This window comes from Erysipelotrichaceae bacterium 66202529 (assembly GCA_017161075.1).
Taxonomy (GTDB): Bacteria; Bacillota_I; Bacilli_A; order Erysipelotrichales; family Erysipelotrichaceae; genus Clostridium_AQ.
This window is the reverse complement of record CP046174.1, coordinates 4212314-4232600: the sequence shown is the minus strand read 5'-3', so window position 1 is coordinate 4232600 and position 20287 is coordinate 4212314. Positions and strand designations below refer to the sequence as shown.

General features: G+C 42.4%; 19 protein-coding genes. 17 read left to right on the top strand and 2 right to left on the bottom strand.

Going from position 1 to position 20287, the window contains the following annotated elements; genetic code table 11:
- Window positions 1-87: 87 nt before the first annotated feature.
- The 12 genes from GKZ87_19960 (at window position 88) to GKZ87_19905 (ending at window position 13681) form a co-directional block, all read left to right on the top strand.
- Window positions 88-1419, top strand: coding sequence for a hypothetical protein (locus tag GKZ87_19960; protein QSI27611.1), 1332 nt, complete (start codon window positions 88-90; stop codon window positions 1417-1419).
- A 256-nt stretch (window positions 1420-1675) separates the two neighbouring features.
- A complete protein-coding gene (locus tag GKZ87_19955) occupies window positions 1676-2881 on the top strand; it encodes an O-antigen ligase family protein (GenBank protein QSI27610.1) in 1206 nt (401 codons plus the stop codon).
- Between the two features lie 694 nt (window positions 2882-3575).
- A complete protein-coding gene (locus GKZ87_19950) occupies window positions 3576-4316 on the top strand; it encodes a ChbG/HpnK family deacetylase (protein ID QSI28026.1) in 741 nt (246 codons plus the stop codon).
- A 5-nt stretch (window positions 4317-4321) separates the two neighbouring features.
- Entirely contained in the window at window positions 4322-7048 is a 2727-nt protein-coding gene (locus GKZ87_19945; protein ID QSI27609.1) for an AAA family ATPase, read from the top strand.
- A gap of 211 nt (window positions 7049-7259) precedes the next feature.
- A complete protein-coding gene (locus GKZ87_19940) occupies window positions 7260-7742 on the top strand; it encodes a PTS mannose/fructose/sorbose transporter subunit IIB (protein QSI27608.1) in 483 nt (160 codons plus the stop codon).
- Between the two features lie 13 nt (window positions 7743-7755).
- On the top strand, window positions 7756-8535 hold the full coding sequence (locus GKZ87_19935) for a PTS sugar transporter subunit IIC (protein QSI27607.1): 780 nt from the start codon (window positions 7756-7758) through the stop codon (window positions 8533-8535).
- Entirely contained in the window at window positions 8528-9328 is an 801-nt protein-coding gene (locus GKZ87_19930) for a PTS fructose transporter subunit IID (GenBank protein QSI27606.1), read from the top strand. Before GKZ87_19935 ends, GKZ87_19930 begins: the two co-directional genes overlap by 8 nt.
- A gap of 17 nt (window positions 9329-9345) precedes the next feature.
- Window positions 9346-10569 (top strand): hypothetical protein, encoded by a 1224-nt coding sequence (locus GKZ87_19925; GenBank protein ID QSI27605.1) that lies wholly within the window; start codon window positions 9346-9348, stop codon window positions 10567-10569.
- Window positions 10566-10988, top strand: coding sequence for a PTS sorbitol transporter subunit IIB (locus GKZ87_19920; GenBank protein ID QSI27604.1), 423 nt, complete (start codon window positions 10566-10568; stop codon window positions 10986-10988). The genes GKZ87_19925 and GKZ87_19920 overlap by 4 nt, the downstream gene beginning before the upstream one ends.
- Before the next feature lie 240 nt (window positions 10989-11228).
- The gene (locus GKZ87_19915; GenBank protein QSI27603.1) at window positions 11229-12017 is read left to right on the top strand and encodes an NGG1p interacting factor NIF3; all 789 of its coding nucleotides are present in this window, start codon (window positions 11229-11231) and stop codon (window positions 12015-12017) included.
- A 37-nt stretch (window positions 12018-12054) separates the two neighbouring features.
- Window positions 12055-12810: a protein-tyrosine-phosphatase gene (locus GKZ87_19910; protein QSI27602.1), complete on the top strand. Its 756-nt coding sequence runs from the start codon at window positions 12055-12057 to the stop codon at window positions 12808-12810.
- A 22-nt stretch (window positions 12811-12832) separates the two neighbouring features.
- Entirely contained in the window at window positions 12833-13681 is an 849-nt protein-coding gene (locus GKZ87_19905) for a hypothetical protein (protein ID QSI27601.1), read from the top strand.
- A gap of 409 nt (window positions 13682-14090) precedes the next feature.
- Here the strand turns inward: GKZ87_19905 and GKZ87_19900 are convergent, their stop codons facing one another.
- Entirely contained in the window at window positions 14091-14963 is an 873-nt protein-coding gene (locus tag GKZ87_19900; protein ID QSI27600.1) for a helix-turn-helix domain-containing protein, read from the bottom strand.
- A 180-nt stretch (window positions 14964-15143) separates the two neighbouring features.
- Here GKZ87_19900 and GKZ87_19895 point away from each other — a divergent pair, with 180 nt between their 5' ends.
- From GKZ87_19895 to GKZ87_19875, 5 genes are read left to right on the top strand one after another with little or no spacing between them, the layout of a single operon-like run.
- Entirely contained in the window at window positions 15144-16727 is a 1584-nt protein-coding gene (locus tag GKZ87_19895) for an acetate CoA-transferase YdiF (protein ID QSI27599.1), read from the top strand.
- Between the two features lie 12 nt (window positions 16728-16739).
- Window positions 16740-17198 (top strand): dehydratase, encoded by a 459-nt coding sequence (locus tag GKZ87_19890; protein ID QSI27598.1) that lies wholly within the window; start codon window positions 16740-16742, stop codon window positions 17196-17198.
- Window positions 17199-17216: 18 nt separating this feature from the next.
- Entirely contained in the window at window positions 17217-18173 is a 957-nt protein-coding gene (locus GKZ87_19885) for a 2-dehydropantoate 2-reductase (GenBank protein ID QSI27597.1), read from the top strand.
- A gap of 4 nt (window positions 18174-18177) precedes the next feature.
- Window positions 18178-18552: a VOC family protein gene (locus GKZ87_19880; protein QSI27596.1), complete on the top strand. Its 375-nt coding sequence runs from the start codon at window positions 18178-18180 to the stop codon at window positions 18550-18552.
- A 10-nt stretch (window positions 18553-18562) separates the two neighbouring features.
- A complete protein-coding gene (locus GKZ87_19875; GenBank protein QSI27595.1) occupies window positions 18563-19033 on the top strand; it encodes a type II 3-dehydroquinate dehydratase in 471 nt (156 codons plus the stop codon).
- A gap of 224 nt (window positions 19034-19257) precedes the next feature.
- Here the strand turns inward: GKZ87_19875 and GKZ87_19870 are convergent, their stop codons facing one another.
- Window positions 19258-20235, bottom strand: coding sequence for a helix-turn-helix domain-containing protein (locus tag GKZ87_19870; GenBank protein ID QSI27594.1), 978 nt, complete (start codon window positions 20233-20235; stop codon window positions 19258-19260).
- Window positions 20236-20287 lie beyond the last annotated feature (52 nt).

Sequence of the window (20287 nt, the reverse complement as noted above, 5' to 3'; positions counted from 1 at the left end):
GGGCACTCTTTCATTAAAATAAGGAAAATCGACAAAACGGTTCACATACATTCGATACAATAATACAATGACGCTGGAGGTTTAAATATGGATGATAAAAGAAGAATGAATACAACGGATGAGGATGTTGATCTGTCCGGTATGATCAATGAATACAGTCAGGATAATGAATTAAGAAAGAAAATTGAAGAACTGAAAAAGCAGAAGGAAGAAGAAAAAAGGATGTATGCTTCCCGACAGCAGGAGACTTCACAAGGCAGTATCTTTGATAACATCAGTGATACGGGGTCATTTAAACGAACGGATACACAAAAGCAGGGAGGTATTCCTGATATACGGGTTGACGATACACAGCTTGATAAAACAAGGGTGGGCTTTGATGATGCGCCTGCTTATGATAAGACACTGGTTATTATGAATAATAAGACCAAAGCTTCCTCAGCAGATCAGACGCAGATTTTCGGTGAGGATCAAACTGCGGTTTTTCATGCAGAGGATGTGCAGGAATATGATGACAGTGATGAGGAAGTGGATGAAGCTGAGGAAGATATCTATGAAGAGGATGATGACGATAATCTGCTTGCACGGATAAAAGAGAAAAAACAGCGTAAGGAAGAAGCAAAGCGGAATATGCGTCAGGATGATGAAGATGACGAGGAAGAAGACGATTCTGATAAAAGCACAAAAATGAATAAAATTATTACCTATGTGATTATCGGTATTGTAGGCATCTGTATTATTGCAGGAGCATTCTTCGGTGTGAAATACGCATTGTCAAATTTCCTGGGCGGAAGTGATGATAAGGATAAAGTTACAGATAAGAATAAAACAGACACGACGGATAAGAATAATGGAAAAACGGAAACCAATACGACACCGAATGACAGCGATGATGATAAGAAGAATGAAATCCAGACAAATCAGGCAGAAGCAGCACAGCTTCAGAAACAGCTTGATCAGTATGAATCGCAGCTGGATGAGGTGAATAAAGAGCTTGCGGCGGCTAAAAAAGATAAGACTGCGGCGCAGAGCGAATTGGATTCATATAAAGAGCTGCTGAATAATGCAGTGCTGTTAAAAACACAGGCGGAGGAAATTGGGACTTTGCTGAATCCGGTAAATGAGCAGGCCAAGTATAGAGACAGTACGGATCCGGAAGAAAAAGCTAAGTTTGATGCCGCAAAATATGAAGCAGCTTTAAAGGCATATAACGATGCCTGTGCAAAGTATGGCGTTTCTGATTATAATGAAGCACTGCAGAAAAGTAATACAGCGAATGAAGATTACAATACAAAGGCTCAGGCAGCCGAACAGAAAAAGAGTACTGCTGAAAGCAGCATTTCGTCACTGGAGAGTAGGAAAACAGAGCTGGAAACCAAGATCGCGGATACAACGACAAAACTGAATGCTTATAATTAACCGGCGCAATGCCGGTTTTCTACAGCGATCAGCTACTGCTAGGAACACTTCAAAATCCAAGGCAGGTATCATCCTTTTCTATTGGATACAGATACAGACCTTTTACAGGTTCTCTTTATAGCTTATACCTTCTTACTTCTACGCTACAGCATAACAGTTTTCTCTACCAGTTTTGTAAGGTATTCATTATTAAATTGTCATTTTTTTGCCGCAATGCTATAATAGGTTTACTTTGTTTAGGAATGGAGGGAACCAGATGGAGAAAATATCCGCTTTTCTGCACCGTAAACTCGATAACTTCACACTTGATGAGTATATTATTATGTTTGTCGTGTGTTCCATATTTCTGCCGTTTGAATTCCCATTGCTGGCGATTGCCGGTGTACTTCTCTACCTGTGTGCAACAGGAAGGATGAAGGGAATCATACAGGCTGTGCCAAAATCAGGATTCATGATTGTATTCTGTATTTTAACATCGGCGGTGGCTTTTTTCAGTGGCAACATACTGGGAGGAGTCTGCGGTATCGGTATCCTGCTGCTGATGCTGTTTATTTTCTATTTCCGTACAGTCATTAACAAGCGCTTATTTGAGCTGCTGATGGATGCATGCTGTATTATATCCTTATTCTGCTTTGCCTGGGCGATGATGGAATATTGCAGAATCATTGACCGTCTCAATTACAGCTTTCTTCAGTTGAAGGTGGAAAACAGTCCCAAGGACCGGATAAATTCTACATTTTTCAATGCTAATTACTATGCCATGATGATTGAATTCATCGTTTTGATTTGTGTTTATAAAATGATGCAGGTAAAAACAATGCATCGCGTCATATTTTATGTTGTGACTATCGTCTGTAATCTATTTGCCTTATATCTGAGCGGCTCAAGAACAGCTTGGATTCCTTTCGTTGTAACGATACCGTTTATGTTTCTTATAAATAAACGGTATGGCTATTTCACCGCATCCATGGCGGGAATCGGAGGTGCCGGTTTGCTCGTTCTGCTGGAGCCAAAGCTGATGCAGCGGGCTACCATTTTCCAGGATTTCGCAAAGCGCAGCAATATCTGGGAAACCGCAATTAAGGGAATACAGGCACATCCGCTTTTAGGAGAGGGACCATTAACCTATTTCCATATTTATAAGCAGTATCACGGACATCCGACACAGCATGCGCACAGTGTGTATCTGGATCCCATATTGAGTCATGGTATTATCGGTGTTCTTCTGGCTGGAGTTTATTTTGCAGGGAATTTAAAGGAAGTTTATCTGCTGTTCAAACGCCGGATCGATTTGCGGCTGTTTTCGCTGATATGTGCGTTTATCCTTACCGTACTGATTCACGGTATCCTGGATTATACCGTATACTGGGTACAAACCGGACTGCTGTTTCTGGTTGTATTATCGGCATCAAGTATTTATTTTCATAAAGAACAGCCTTATACATTACAAAAGGAAGACTGAGTGTCCTTATAGGAACGCAAATAAAAAAAGGAAATGTGTGAGAAGTAATTCTTTCGTAGGCATATACAAAAAAAGGGATTTCATAGCTATGGTATGTATGAATACAACTATGATATCTCTTTTTTACATTATCTTCGTTTTAATATTATTATACATGAGAAATTTAATATATATTCCTTTGTTTACAATACCTTAATTATTCTTTGTAGGATATTTAGATGGATAATGTCTAGCCAACAATTACCACGTTTATTTCCATAGATACCTTATATAATACGTATCGTCAGGCGTGAGAAAAATGAAGGATATGTTCCTGCAATGATTTGGATAAGCACTCGTTACTGCTCTTTCTTATCCCTGTAAGAATTTCTTGAAATTCTGAAAATTGTATACTTTCTTTCAACTGTGAAATGCTATTCTTTTCATCCGATAGCTTATCAATACTTTACTAAATTTTATCGCTGATATATACTTTTATCGCTGATTTATTATACTATGATAATAGTAAATGAAACATATGCACTCTTTAAACAGTAGTAACATCCATATGGAAAGACACTATTTCAGCCTTTGGTGACACTGTTAGGCTGCTGTCTTAACACTAAACAGGTTTTTTCTATATCTAACCATCTCCTTTCCGTTTACATCCTGTTAAAATTGCGTTATTTTTATAATAGATAAGTAGGTGTTTATGATGAAACTGATAATACGTGCTGATGATTTCGGCTTCAGTGAGGCAGTAAATTATGGTGTTATGAAAGCGTATCGCGGAGGACTTGTGAAAAACATAGGATTGATGAGCAATATGCCCTATGCAGAGCATGCCTTTCACTTGATAAAAGATGAGGATGTAGCTCTGGGTCTGCATGTGAATCTGATTTTGGGAACTCCCTGTGCAAGAACAGAGCAGATACCATCCCTTGTGGATAAACAGGGACAGCTTTTATCCTCCCGCTTAAGAAGAAATGAAATGCGCAAGGGCATTGACGGCTTTGTTTATGAGGATACCCGGCGTGAGGTGGAGGCACAGATTGAGCGATTTATCTCCCTGTGTGGAAAACTGCCGGATTATATTGATGCGCATGCGGTATGTACGCCGACATCTGAAAAAGCAATCAGTGATGCAGCGGATGCCTATGGTATTCATATACAGGGACATAAAGAGGATCCCCGCTGGGAAGGCATTCAGAAGGATTTTACAAATGAAGATTTTTATAAGCTGAAGCTTCCCTTTGTGGAATTTTTTAAATCCTATCTACAGTACAGCAGTGATCGGATCAGTCTAATCGTATTCCATCCCGGCTTTGTGGATTATGATGTCCTATGCAAATCGTCTTTGCAAATCAACCGCTGTCTGGATGCCGCTATGCTTTGTGAGGGGGAAGTAAAAGAATTTTTGAACGGACATACACTGTTGTCATTTAAGGAGCTGTAAACATAATGGAAGATAGATTGCGAACTCTTGTGAAAGAAAACACCATAAATGAAAAATATAAGCTGAATAATGCCTCTCAGCTTGGAACCCAGCTGGGACTAAGCAGAAACTGGATCTGTCAGTATCTGAATGACTATTATAATGACGGAACCTTTATCAAAGTAAACACACGTCCGGTTGTCTTTATCGACAGAGAAGCTCTGGAGGAAAAATTTCAGATTCGTGTTGATAAATCACTGCTTACATCCTTTGACGAGCTTAGAAAAATGATTCAGGTACAGGATAAATCCGATTTTCAGAAGCTGATTGGACAGAAGGGCTCGCTGCGCGATGTTGTGGATAAATGCAAGGCGAGTATCTCTTATCCGCCCCATGGACTGCCTACTCTGCTGTACGGCCCGACAGGAACAGGAAAGAGCAGTATTGCGGCTTTGATGTATGAATATGGTGTTCACCATAAAATCATACAGGGCGGTGAATTCATCCATGTCAACTGCAGTGAATATGCGAACAATCCAGAGCTGATAACAGCTAATTTGTTCGGGTATAAAAAAGGCGCCTTTACCGGTGCAGAGAGCGATAATATCGGAATGATTAAGGCTGCGGAGGGCGGTGTGCTGTTTCTCGATGAAGTGCACTGCCTGCGCCCCGAGTGTCAGGAGAAGCTCTTCCTGTTTATGGATCATGGCAATTACCGTATGCTGGGGGATAATGAACATCAGTATCACAGCAATGTGCTGCTTGTATTCGCAACAACAGAGGATCCAGAAGCAGTCCTGTTAAAAACACTGCTGCGAAGAATTCCGGTGCGGATTGAAATACCATCACTGGAAGAACGCGGTATTCGTGAAAAATCGCAGATTCTCGTGGAAGCGCTCGATATGGAAGCGAAGAAAATGCGCAGAGGGATTCGTATAAGCAATACTGCCTTTAATGCATTGCTTAACGCAAATTATACAGGCAATGTCGGTGAATTATTCAATGTGGTACAGGCAACCTGCATGGACTCTTTATTCCATAATAAAAAAGAGGGGATGCTGGAAATCCATACACTGAATCTCCCCGGCAAAATCATATCCAATCATCACATTGACAGAAACAGTATTTTGTTTGACCGTCATCAAATGCTTACCCTAGATCAGTTGAAGGACCATACCGCTGACAGCCTGCCGCAGACCACCTTGTTTGCGCAGCTGCTTGAGCATTTAAAGGATTTACAGAATAATCAGATACTGATGCAGAAATTCATCGAAAAATGCACTGAGGATGTAGAACGTTATTTCAATGCAATATTGTTTGACGATCAGAATATTAAGGGCCCGACGAATACATATATTATGAAATCGCTGAAGGCTATCGTTGAAATGATTTCTGAGAAATACGGGTATGCGTTTCAGACGAACGAGATTTATTCCATGTCCCTTATGGTAAGGGATTGTATGCAGTCCTATATGGAAATGGAGGATTATTTTGATACCTTCCAGGAGGAATGTACAAATTTTGTGGGAATTATTGAAAAGAAATTCATGCGTGAATTTGCGATTGTCACTGAAATCAGCGAGGTGCTGAAGCTGCATCTGGATATTGAGCTGCGACCCTTTATTGCGGCTATCTTCACTTTGATTATGCATATGTATCATCGCAGTCGGGATATCAATAAACGAATTGGCATCATTCTGGCACATGGCTATGCGACTGCCTCCTCCATGGCGAATGCAGTCAATCAGATGCTGGATCAGTATGTATATGATGCCATTGATATGCCCCTGGATACAACAACAGACGCAATCGTAAAGAAACTGAATGATTTCCTGAAAAAGCGTGGGGAATACCGCGATCTGGTATTGCTTGTCGATATGGGAAGCCTCAAGGAGATACACAAGGGTGTTCAGGATACCTCAAGAGCCAATGTCGCAATCGCCAGTGACGTTAGTACGAGAATGGCATTAAGCATCGGTGATGCGCTGCGTAAGAACGTACCTCTGAAAAAGATATTTGAATCATACAGGGAACAAAGCATGATGCAATACCAGATCATGGAAAGCAGAGAGCGTGAAAAGGCAATTTTATGCTCCTGTGCTACAGGCATCGGTACTGCGGAGAAGCTGAAAACCATTCTAGAGGATTCCCTGCCAAAGAATCTGCCGGTGCGGGTACTGACCTATGACTATTCAACGCTGCTGGAAAACCGTATGGAGGATGATTTTTTTGAACGCTATGAGGTAGTATGCATTGTAGGCACCTTAAATCCTAATATTGAGAATATAAAGTTCATACCTGTGGAAGAGCTGATTATGAATAATTCGTTTGATGTTTTGACCATACATTTTAAGGATTTGATCAATGAGGAAGCTATGGAGCAGTTTCGAAGGAATATATTGAAGAATTTCTCACTTTCTAATATCATAGGTAATCTGACCATTCTGAATCCGGATAAGCTGCTGGAGCATGTGGCGGATGCGATTGACCGTCTGCAGAAGGAAATGTCCATGATGTTCAGCTATAATATGTGCTTTGGCTTGTATGTACATGTCTGCTGTCTGATTGAACGGCTGGTTACGCGTGAGGGTGAGGAGGATTATAGAAAGACCTTTGCGGACTGTGACAGAGAGCTGCAGGAGTTTACGCTGCGTATCAAGACGGCATTTGAAAAGGTGGAAAAGTATTACAGTGTGTCCATTCCTATAGAGGAAATCGAATATATCAGCATTTACATCAAAAATATGCACTAATCCGGTAACCCTTTGATAATTCCATCCATGTATCTTCCTACAGATAAAGGATTACTGATAAGAAGTAGTGTTAAGTATTTGAAAATAGTGTCTTTCCCTGCAAGAAAAGCCTTTGTATACAGGCTTTTAGAAAGTTGGCACGGGAATTGCTAGAGTATTGGTGTAACGAAGGGAACAACACAGATTCCCAACAGGAAAAGGAGGAAACGGTATGAGTATTGTATTAGGCAGAGTTGATTACCGTCTGCTGCATGGCATTGTGGCAACTATGTGGGCACCGCAATCCGGAGCACAGCGTGTAATGGTAATCGATGACCGCACGGCGAATGATCCAATCATCAAAGAAAGCATGCGCCTTGGTAAGCCTGCCGGTATGGCATGTTCCATTATCACTGAGGAAACAGCCATGAAGAATTTCAAGGCAGGGAAGTATGATGATCACAAGGTGTTTGTGGTATGTGAGGATCCCAACGTATTTTTGAGGCTTCAGGAAGAGGCAGGACAGAAGATTCCAAGAATCGTGATCGGTATCACCAGAGATCGTGATGCAGGAACGAAGGTAAGCTCAAGAGCTTCTGTTAAGGATGAAGAAAAGCCTGTATATAAGAAGCTGATAGAAAACGGATGCGAAGTGGATGTGCAGTTCACAACAACCGATAAGGCTGTGAAGCTGTCACACGCAATGGAATTGTAGGAGGAGAAAAAGGATGGAATTATCAATACTTCAGATAGTCTTTATCACACTGATTGCGTATCTGAAAATGACGGATAACGTAACAACACAGTTATTTGCATTTAATACTATCATCTGCGGATGGCTGACAGGTCTGGTTGTGGGAGACCCGACAACAGGACTGAGCATCGGTGCTACCATGCAGCTGATGTCTATGGGGGTTGTGGCTGTAGGTGGTTCCTCAATGCCGGATTACCCGATTGCGGCAATTATTGCGACAACGATTGCAGTAACGACGGGAAAGGGTATGGAGGCAGGTCTTGCCATCGGTCTTCCAGTTGCTATGCTTGGGGTAAACTTCGATGTAATTTATAAAATCTTCAACGGCTTCCTGATGAGAAAGGAAACCTCACTGATTGAAGAAGGTAAATTTCACTCTGCATTGAATATGATTAAGATTTCACCAATTTTCTATGGCTTATGCTCCGCTGTACCGGTACTGGTATGCGTAGTTGCAGGGCCAACGGTAGTCAATGCGATTCTGGACTTCATGCCTGCATGGTTCACAACCGGACTTACGATTGCAGGTGGTGTGCTTCCCGGTGTAGGTATGGCAATGCTGTTAATGTATATGCCGCTTGGAAAATACTGGTCCTTCCTGCTGGTTGGCTTTGTTTTGGCAGCTTACCTGAATGTACCTGTACTCGGTATTGCAGCAGTTGGACTGGCTGCAGCATATGAAATTTACAAAAATCAGATGAAGGCGGGAACTGCAGCTGCAGGAACTGTCGCAGGAGGTTTGGAAGATGAGTAAGGAAAAAGTTTTAACTAAAAAAGATTTGCGCAAGGCCGCATGGAGATGGCTGATTGGTATTTCCACCTTTAATTATGAAACACAGCTGGCGCCTTCCGCTTTATTCTCAGTATATCCCTGCTTACGCAAAATGTATCCGGATGATGAGGATCTGAAAAAATCCTGTCTGAATTATATGCGTTACTATAATACCATGCCTTGGATTTCTCCATTTGTTATTGGTGCCGCACTTGGTATCGAGGATGAGGGCGGTATTGACTCCCTGGATGCTGTCAATGACTTTAAGGTTGGTTTAATGGGCCCTCTTGCCGGTATCGGAGATACGATTGGCTGGGCAATGATTCCGACAATCTTTGGATCTATTGCCGCAAGTATGGGTATGGAAGGCAATCCGCTGGGAATCTTCCTGTGGGCTGCATTCACCTTTGCATTTCTGATTCTGCGTATTCTTCAGTATGAATGGGGATACGGCATGGGTGTTAATGTCATCACGAAATTTGGTAAGCAAATCACCGTATTTACCGAAGCATGCTCTGTTCTGGGTCTGACCGTTGTAGGCTCTCTTGTTGCGACTGTTGTGAAGCTGAGCACGGGTATCCAGTTTAAGAACGGCGATGTTGTCATGAAGGTTCAGGATCTGATTGACGGTGTTATGCCTGCGTTGTTACCGGTAGCTGCTGTTGGAATTATTTATTACTTCATGAAGGTGAAAAAGGTGAAGATGACCTGGATGATTCTATTCATCATCGTTGCATCCATGATTGGTGCGGCTACAGGAATCTTCGCGGCATAGAAAGAAGGGGAACTGTATTGAAAGCTGCGACATGTGTCGCTGATATTACTCCGCAGTGTGCTGTTCATTTATGCGGTTATGTTGGAGAAGCCAGAAAGCATCCGGCAAAGGGGGTTCATGACAGCCCCCTGGCTGTTTCTCTGCTGCTGGAAATCGAAGGTACCAGACTTCTCTTTGTAAGTATAGATGTTGTAACGTTGGGTGGAGGAAAAGCGGCAGTCATTAAAGATAGAATTATGGAAGTTTTTCCGATTGACCGGGATCATATCATCATAAATGCCATTCACTCCCATTCTGCTGCGAACGGATTTGGGGATGAAGCGGTATTTGGTACCCCTGATAATCCGCAATACTTCTTGTATGTATGTGATCGAATCATGGAAAGCATAAAGGGACTGCCTGAGCAGCTGTGTGAGGTGCAGGCACATATTGCGACGGGTAAGGTACATGGCTATTACAGCAAACGGACAGATAAGAGCCTGCCATTTGAGGATAACGCTGCCGTTATCAAATTCATGAAGGGGGAGTCTGTCATAGCGGCGATGTGTAATTTTAATTGTCATGCGACAGTGCTGGGCCCGGATAATATGCTGTTGAGCGCCGATCTGATTGGAAAGGTACGCTCTTTGATGGGAGAGCATCTCGGTGTCATTCCCTATACCTTTACCGGGGCAAGCGGTGATATCAGTAACCGCCAGTACCGGCAGGGGAATGATTTTGCCGAGCTGGATCGGGTTGGAAATGGAATTGCGAAAATATTACAGGCAATGACCTATGAAAAGCTGAGTCTGCAGGATGTAGCGATTACAACGTATGACCATCATGTACAATATGATAATACAAGCCGCTTTGCGGAATATCAAAAGGGAATCCGGGAAGCTGAGACTGTTTTATCCAATAAGGACATATCTCTGGATGCATGGAAGCTGGCAGCCTCTGAGAAAATGCTGCTGGAAATGAAGCTGCAAACAGAGCAGGTGGATTTCCATGTGCGTGGAATTGTACTGCATACAGGAGAGCTAACCATTGTTACATTTCCAGGAGAGCTAGCGTCTGTGTTCGGTTTACAGCTGAGAAAAGCATGTAAAACAAAGCATTTTCTCTTAATTGGTTACGCTAATGATTATCAGGGTTATTTTATAGAAGCTGAAGAATATGGAAAGACATACGAAACAAAGGCCAGCAATACACCGATGGGTGAAAGTGAACGCATTGCCGGCGAGATAGGAGATTTATTATGAGACGATTTATTTTTGCATCACATCATTATCTGGCGTATGGATTAAAGGATACTGTAGATTTCCTTACCAGCAAGGCAAGGACGATACATGATATCAATGCCTATACTCAGGATAAGGAACAGGATCTGGAGCTTATTGTGAAAAGCCTGTTTGACACATTTCATGAGGATGATGAAGTTATCGTGCTGACAGATCTTTTGGGCGGCAGTGTCTATCAGAAATTTTACCCATATATCAGTGAGCATGTTCATGTTCTCTGCGGTATGAATTTACCGATGGCGATGAGTATCGTACTTGCACCCGAGGATGTACCTTTCACAGATGAGCGGATTTCTGAGATTGTTGAGGAATGCAAAAACCAAATCGTTTATGTAAATAAATTAAGTTCGGCTTCAGCTATGGACTGTGATGATGAATAAGTGTCTAACGGCTCTGAAGGGTATGCTTCAGAGCCTGTTTCACAAATAGGATTTGTAAAAATTGCAAGGTCTATGTGCTTGTGTGATTTTGTGGTATTTGGTTTATTTTCAAGCATTCGGCACGAAAGGTCTTCCTTTGGGAATGGCTGTTAAGTGCATGCATTGACTCATTTCTACAGGCCTATTGTCTATGTATGCTTTCCACAGAAAGCGTGATTACATAAGGAAGGGAGGTATTTCATGAAGGTTATGGATGTTATACAGCTGCTTGAGCAGGAGGGGACATGGCTTCAGCGGGATTTTCAGACCAGAGATCACCTTTTGTATGGCAGTGAAGAAGCACAGGTTCATAAAATCGGTGTCTGCTGGGTAGCGACAATCAAGGTGCTGCAGGAAGCAGCTTCACAGCGGATAGATTTTATCATTACACATGAAAATCCGTTTTATCAATGCTCCACACAAATGCATACAGCCGCCTATGATGCAGCACAGAAAAAGCGTCAGCTGCTTAAACAATACGGTATCAGTATTTACCGCTGTCATGATGTATGGGACTGTATTCGTGAGTACGGAGTGGCAGATCAATGGGCAAGGCTTCTCGGCTTTCCCTTTGAAATGCGCGAGCAGGCATCCTATTATCAGGCGGCAACTATACCAAAGACAAGCCTGGAAGCTCTGGCAAAGCATACAGCAAAGGTATTGCGGAAGGATGGGGAGGATGGTGTATATGTCTTTGGAAACCCACAGAGCATAGTAAATCGTATTGTAATCGGTACGGGTGCGGCAACCGGCTTATATGAAATGCTGAAGCTTCATCCGGATGCTGTCATCGTGTGTGATGATGGTATAACCAATTACGATGCCGCACAATATGCACTGGATCATGCCATCGGTATGGTCGTAGTGAATCATGCCGCAGTAGAACGCTCAGGACTGCAGGCGATGGTTCCCTGGCTGCAAAAACGCACACAAAATCAATCTGTGCAATGGCTGGATGACGGCTTTCATATCCACTATTACACAGGTTAAAAAGACGAATCGTCGTAAGTAAGTACAGGAGGTGGAGATGGACGAGATAACAATTAGCAATTTTCGGCGTGTGAAGGGAGCTACAGAGGACGGCAGAAGAATTCGTGATAAAAAGCTGTATCGCTGTGGAAATCCGTTTTTTATGACAGCTGATGATCTGGAGGGAATGCGCAGGCGTAATATCCGCCATATTGTAGATTTGCGCAGCGATGAGGAATGCAAAGCGCATGCCTATCAGCTTCCTGCCCCGTTTACCATGCACCATGCTTCAGCTTTGAAAACAAGGGACGGGCTGGAAAATTTCTACTTCTTCATGCTGATCGACAGGGATTCCACCAGTGAGGAAATAAAAAAAGCAGCTGCCTTTGTACATGAAGGCTACCGTATACTGCCTTTTCATAATCCTGCACTGAAGCTGATTCTTTCCCTGATGGAGCAGGATGACGGTGCTGTTCTGTTTCACTGCAGCTCTGGAAAGGACAGAACCGGTGTGCTTGCGGCATTGATTCAAAAGCTTCTCGGTGTGAGAGAAGAAATAATTATGCAGGAATATTTGTTAAGTAACACGTATATCCTGCAGGATACGCTGCGTCATGCACAGGAGCTGGGATTTACCGGAGAAAAAAGGGATATGCTGCTGTACTGCTGCAGTGTGCATGAAGAGCTTTTGCGTTCTTCCTTTGAAGAAATAAAAAGATGCTATACAAGCTGGAATACCTATTTTAAAGAGGAGTATGCTTTGGATGAAGAAAGAATCCAGTATTTAAAGGATATATATCTGGAAGAGCTGTGATATATACAGAAAGGAGCAGCATATGCTGATACAGGAGATTATAGAAAATGTAAAGGCCTATCATAAAGGGGAATGGGAAGGTAAAAAAATTGATGAAGCAACAACACGAGATAAAATTTTATACGGGAATCCACAGCAGGAATGTAGTGGTGTTGTGACGACCTGCTGGGCCAGTGTTGACGTCATAAAAAAGGCAGCAGAGCTAGGGGCAAATCTGATTATAGCTCATGAAGCATTGTTCTGGAATCATGGCGATCATACAGACTGGCTAATAAAGGAGCAAAACCATACTTTTATTGAAAAGAAAAAACTGCTGGATGCGTATGGTATCGTTGTATGGAGAGATCATGATTATATTCATTCCGGAATACCGATGAAGGATGGAAGCTATACGGACGGTATATTTTACGGAGTTGCAGAAAAGCTGGGCTGGACAGATTATATCCGTAAAGATATTCACAATCCTCTGTATTTTGAAATACCAAAGACAACAGTTGGCGAGCTGGCAGATTTTCTTGTTCAAAGGCTACAGTTAAACGGGATAAAGATTATAGGAAATTTGCATAGTGCAGTGGAAAAGGTAAGGATTCCCTTTCATATCCTGGGAGATGCTAGAGATTCCATCAGCGAGGCAGATCAGGAGGATATCAACTGTTTCCTGACAATGGAGGTTGTAGATTTTACACTGGCGGAATATATTCGTGACAGCAGTATGCTGGGGATGGATAAGGCCATCATCGGCATGGGGCATTTTAATCTGGAGGAGCCTGGAATGGAGTATATGGTGAGCTATCTGCCAGCTGCAATCGGAACAGATATTTCCTGTACATACATCCAGTCCGGAGATATGTATGAGTATATGACAAAATAGACAAGGTACATAACGATAGCTGCGAAGAACTTATAAACAAACATTATGCATAAAAGATCGAACATAATAAAAACGGATAAATACCTTCAAGGGCACTTATCTGTTTTTTAACGTAAACAAGGTAAAAAATATTGATATTAAGATATACAATATTTTAACAATTTAAAGGAAATTCATAGTTATTACAAATTTAGAGATAGCAATTATACAGAAAGTTTAGTGTTTTACTACTTTCTTTTTTTCATATTTATCATAAAGTACAGTATTAGAAAGCAGCTACATATAGAAGTGTTCATACAGGCTTATCCCTGTGCATATGGCATTGAGCATATTTTCAGAAGCCAGGTGTTTTTACGGTTCACAATATCTGAGCTTTGCTTTTTGATGATGAGCATATGCAGCCTGATTTTTATTTACCGCTGTTCAGCTTCATACCGAATTTTCTTCTATACTCCAATGGCGGATATCCGACTCTTTTCAGAAACAGCTTAGAAAAATGAGTTGTGTTGTCATAGCCGACCTGCGATGAAATAGATATCAGAGAATCCATTGTGTTGATCAGCATCCACTTCGCTTCACTGATGCGACGGTCAATCACATAGTTAATTGGTGAAATCCCATAGGTTTCCTTGAATTTATGCGATATATAATCACTGCTGATATGAAAATGCTCTGTCAGCTCCTTTAATGTGATATCCTTTGCATAATTCTCATTTATATAGAACAGAATGTCCTGTGCAAAGGACGGCTTTTTTTCGTTATGATCTGTTACTGCATTCTGGAATATACTGAAATATATATTCGCAAGTGCATTTGCTAGGGAGTCACAAACCGTTACAGCATACGGATTGTGCTGCTGAGAAAAATATTCCAGGGCTTCAAAAATATCTTCAATTATCCTCCTGTGTTCGTGCGATCGATCATAGGGCTTTTTATCTAATGGAAGAAAGATATCCGGTGAGCTGGAGTTTGCCATTTTAAAATTGGTGATTGCACAGGTCCAGCAGGAAATCGGATCATCGATATCAGAGGTTATGGAATGAATACAGCCTTTATTCACAATTAGTAAATCGCCTGCGATAACATTAAAAACCTCATTGTTTATCTGATAGCTTGCCTTACCGCCTGAGAAATATATCAGCTCGGTTTCATGCTTGTGAACATGGTAGGGATAAGACCAGTGAGAATCGTTGAAGCTGTGGGACAGTCTGGACATCACCGGTGCGCTTGTGAAAATCGGTTTGGCATGTTTTTTTTCGTTTTGATTATCAAATAGGAACATAGAGCCCTCCAAAATTAACAATATAATTTTTAAATAAAGCAGGATAGTTACATATATTACGCTTTTATTATAGAAAAACAAATGAAAACAAGCAAGATAATTTTTCAATTCAACAGATTACATTGTTTCCTTTTTATCATGGAATTCCTATAATTTCTATATAGAGGAAAGGATAAGGATATGTCAAAAATTAAGAGGAATAAAACAAGACCGCAGATAGTAAGCGCAAGGGAAGCAGTCAGCTATATTGCGGACAATGATACAGTCGCAGTCTGTGGTGCAGGAGGTGGAATTGTTGATCCCTATGCACTGATCAATGCACTGCATGAGCGGTATGTGGAAACCAATAGTCCAAAGAATCTAACACTCTGGCATTCAACAGGGCTCGGTGATAGAAATGACAGAGGAATGTCACCGCTGGCCTTAGAGGGTCTGGTGAAGCGTGTAATCGGCGGACACTGGGGACAGTCACCGCGACTTGCGGAAATGGCAAGCGCAAACAAAATAGAGGCATACAATTTCCCGCAGGGAATCATGGCACAGCTGGCAAGAAGTGCGGCAGCCGGACAGCCAGGAATTCTGAGCCATGTGGGACTGGGAACCTTTATCGATCCACGCGTAAACGGCGGTAAGCTGAATGAGGTCACACAGGAGGACTTAATCGAGGTGATGAACCTCAATGGGAAAGAATGGCTTTTCTACCCTGTAATTCCCCTGGATGTATGCCTGATTCGTGCGACAACGGCGGATACCGAGGGGTATGCATCTATGGAGGATGAAATCACATACATTGATGCTTTGCAGCTTGCTCAGGCGGTGCATAACAACGGCGGTACTGTTATCCTGCAGGTAAAGCGTATTGTTAAGGCTGGCACTCTGCATCCGAAAAGCGTAAAAATACCGGGATTTCTGGTGGATGCAATCGTAGTGGAGGAGAACCAGCAGCAGCTGTATAATGGCTCAGACCGTTTTTTCTCAGGAGATTATATTGCGGATGACAGTGATATCACGATGCTTCCGTTAGATCAGAGAAAGGTTGTCGCAAGAAGAGCACTGATGGAGGTGCGCCCTGGATATGTCGGGAATGTCGGTGTAGGTATTGCGGATGGTATTGGAAATGTTGCACGTGAAGAAGGTGTTCAGGATGCGTTTACCCTGACAGTGGAAACCGGCCCGGTCGGCGGTGCTACAGCACAGGGGATATTCTTTGGTGCGACAGTGAATGCAAAAGCAGTCATGGATATGCCTGCACAATTCGATTTTTATGACGGCGGCGGTCTGGATGTGGCATTTCTGTCCTTTGCGGAGTTAGATGAGAACGGGGATGTGAATGTTCATCACTTTAACGGAAAAATCATGGGAACCGGAGGCTTTGTCAATATTGTTGCCGGAAGTAAAAAGGTGGTTCTGTGCGGTACCCTGCGTGCCGGAAAGCTTATGACGTCGGTAAAAGATGGAAGGATAACAATAGAGCAGGAAGGCAAATTCGAAAAGCTGATCAAGAAAGTAAGCTCCGTCACCTTCCGTGCAGAGCAGGCGGAAAAGCAGAAGCAGGAGGTTATCTACATCACGGAAAGAGCAGTATTCAGACTGCTGGACGGCAACGTGGTTCTAACAGAAATCGCTCCGGGAATTGACTTACAAAAGGATGTTATTGATCAAATGGGCTTTGTGCCTGAAATTGCAGAGGATCTGAAAGTAATGGATGCTCGCATTTTCCGGGAAGAAAAAATGAATATTTATGAGGAGTTTATAAACCAATAAAGGAGAATAATCATGGCAGAGAAAAAAGAAATCAACCGGGTGGATATCCCCCTGAAAATAGGAGACAGCGCAGTATTTGAAAAAACGATTACAGAAACAGATGTCGTATTGTTCGGCGGTCTGACCGGAGATTACAGTCAGATGCATTTCAATGAGGAATATATGAAGAAAACGATGTACGGTACAAGAATTGCACACGGTATCTTAACCTTCGCAATCGGATGTACTGCTTCAACGAAAATTCAGGAGCAGGTGAAATCCCCGGTTCCTTCCGCATCCTATGGGTATGATAAGCTGCGTTTCATCAATCCTGTGTATTTCGGAGATACACTTACCTGTAGATACACGGTAGATAGAATCGAGGAAGAAACGAATAAGACATATTCAAAATTGGAAATTTTCAATCAAAAGGGAGAAATCGTTGTATTTGCTATCCATATCCTGAAATTCTTCCCTTTGGAAGATAAGTAACCTGTGGAGGCTGTGAATATGAAAATTGTAATGTTAGGTGCCGGAGCATTGGGGTCTACGATTGGTGGAACCCTGGCTATGGGCGGAAACGATGTATATTTTGTGGATATGTGGCAGGAGCATGTGGATTTCATCAACAAAAACGGCTTACATATGACAAATGAAAAAGAAGACTGGTATGTTAAGGTGGATGCCAGAACAGCTGCTGATGCGATTGGTGAGGCTGATCTGGTTATCGTTCTTGTAAAATCATTTGCCACAAAGCAGGCGGTAGAGCAGTTACAGCAGACAAATGTCATTGGAAAGCATACGCTGGTTATGTCTTTACAAAACGGTTTGGGAAATGAAGAAACGATTGCTTCTGTCATTGGTTCAGAAAATGTCATCAGCGGTAAGACGTATGTGGGCGGTAGACTGATTCAGGCCGGCTATATATCTGCCGGTGTACAGGGAAAATGGACGTATATCGGTGAACTGAGCGGAGAAACCACAGACCGCATTCAACGGGTATGCAAAGTATTCAATGACGCCGGATTACTGTGTGAGGTAAGCAATAATATCAAGGGACTGATCTGGGATAAGCTGCTGATCAATGTTGCGGCCGGGGCATTATGTGGAATCACGCGGTTACCATACGGGCCATTGTATGAAGAGGATTCCATCAAGGAAGTGGCAGTAGCCGCAATCCGTGAGGGTATCACGGTAGCTAAGGCAGCCGGTGTAACCTTGAAAAGTGAAGATCCGGAGTATGCGTGGTATGCCGCAAGTGAAGGACTGCCGGGAACCTTTAAAACCTCTATTCTGCAGTCTCTGGAATTAAAGCGTCCTACAGAAATTGATTTCATCAATGGCTCCATTGTTGAATGGGGTAAAAAATACGGAATCGAAACACCGGTAAATCAGACACTGGTAGCCTGTGTAAAAGGGATTGAAAAATATATCTTAGAGTATGAACCATCTTTGAAAAAGGGGTAGTGCTATGGCAACATATGTAGAGCATACAGCATGTAGAGTAAAGGATTTGGATTGGTGTGTAAGGTTCTTTACTGAGGTATTTGACATGCCGATCAGGCTGTCTCTGGGTGAGAAACCAAACCGTAAAATCTGGCTGCATGCCGGGATACAATTAAATGAGGATTTAGCCTTTGATGAAAAGGAAGGCAGATTGGATCATATAGCTCTGATGACCACAGACTATGATAACGTTCATGAAAAATGCCTTGCATGGGGCTGTACCATTCTTCCAATAGGGGATAACTGGCTGAAAATGCCAAACGGTATCATAATTGAACTGAAAAGAGGAAACAATGAAGTACTTCATACAATAATAAATCAAAAGCCGTGGGTAGATTAGGAGAGAGAATATGCGAAAATTAGTAATTGTAAACGGGCCAAATAATAATTTTTATGGGATACGAAACAAAGGACAATATGGAAATCAGTTATACGCTGATTTGATCGAGGAGCTGAAGGCGTATGGCGCATCAATCGGCTTTGAGGTCGAGGCATTCCAGAATAATGGAGAAGGTGCTATAATCGATTACTTCCAGAGCTTGTATTTTGAAGCGGAAAAAAGCGGATGCAGGATTCCGATGGTGCTGAATCCCGGGGCGTTTACGCATTACAGCTATGCGATAAAGGATGCACTGGAATCCGTCCATACGATGGTACCGGCAATTGAGGTGCATATGTCAAATATTCAAGGACGGGATGATTTCCGTCATACCTCAGTGACAGCCTCTGAATGTCTGGGACAAATTTCAGGTATGGGCAAGAACAGCTATAAAATTGCTATGGAGGCGTTTAAACAGATGATCGAGGAAGGGCAGCTGTAGAAAACCTTGATGCATTGTCACGCTGCAGTAATGGCGAGTACACTGTTTACCGGAAGCTTGATAGAAAAAGCAATCGGTGAAGGTTGAGTATTCCCTGAATTAAAAGCATAAGTGGAGATTTCAGCATGATGGTATACCGTTATGCTTGAAATCTCTTTTCATATATGAAAAGCAGTAGAAAAACTGTTACCTGATTAAATACAATATATGTTAATGCTATTCTATTATCCCGACACTCTTCTTTTCACGGGTCGGATATACTTCCAGTAGCGTTCCGGTTGGAAGTAAAAGTACAGCATTCTGCCGGAGGTGTCATCAAAGCAGTAGCCGGTATTTGTAAAATCATATGCAGCCATTGCTTCCTCCATCCTATGCTCAACACTTCTATTCTCCTGTTCATAATCAAATGGCCCGTGTTCAAACACAAGATATTCTGCTTCCGCAATATCTATCAGCTGCATATTAGCCGGCACATCCCCGGTATAATGAATTGGCAGACGGACACCATAACACTCTGTCCGCAGATATCCCCAGTCACACAATCTGCCGTTTTGATCATTGCGATAGGCCATTATCTGACCGCCTCCGCTGTTTATGTCACTTCCCCCGCAATCATCGAGCTTTCCTTTTATGCTGTCCAGTAAACCGCAAATTGTATCCATATCCTGTCCTGGAATTTGACTCTGCTTCTGCCAGAAATCCCAGTAGCCGTTACTTTCACGATTCTCGATAAACAGAAACTTATGTGCGGGAATGGTCACAAAGTAGGTCTTTACAGCTTTAGCGGAATTTATTTCTCCAAGCTCATCCAGACCTAAGAGGTAACGGTCAAACGGATTGATTTTCGTACGCAGAATAACAGGGTCGGGCTGTTTGCGGTACGCGCTCGGTGTTCTTCCATAGGTGGCTTTAAATGCTCTGGTAAACGCCTCATGAGAGGAAAAGCCGTAATCAAGAGCGATTTTCAATATGCTTTTCTCACTGTCCCGGATTTCCTTCAGGGCAAAGGCCAGCTTTCGCTGTCGGAGATATTCACGCAGCTTCATACCAGATATTTCCTTAAACTTCCTTGACATATAATATTTTGAGTAACCATGCCTTTGAGAAAGGGTGCACAGCGTCAGCGCTTCATCCTGATAGTTTTTTATGCAGCTGTCAATCTCATCGATCATCATCTGAATTTGCTTCTGCCACTCATACATTTTGCTTCACCTCATTTACGTAGTATTTAAGTATAATAGAAAATCATGCAAA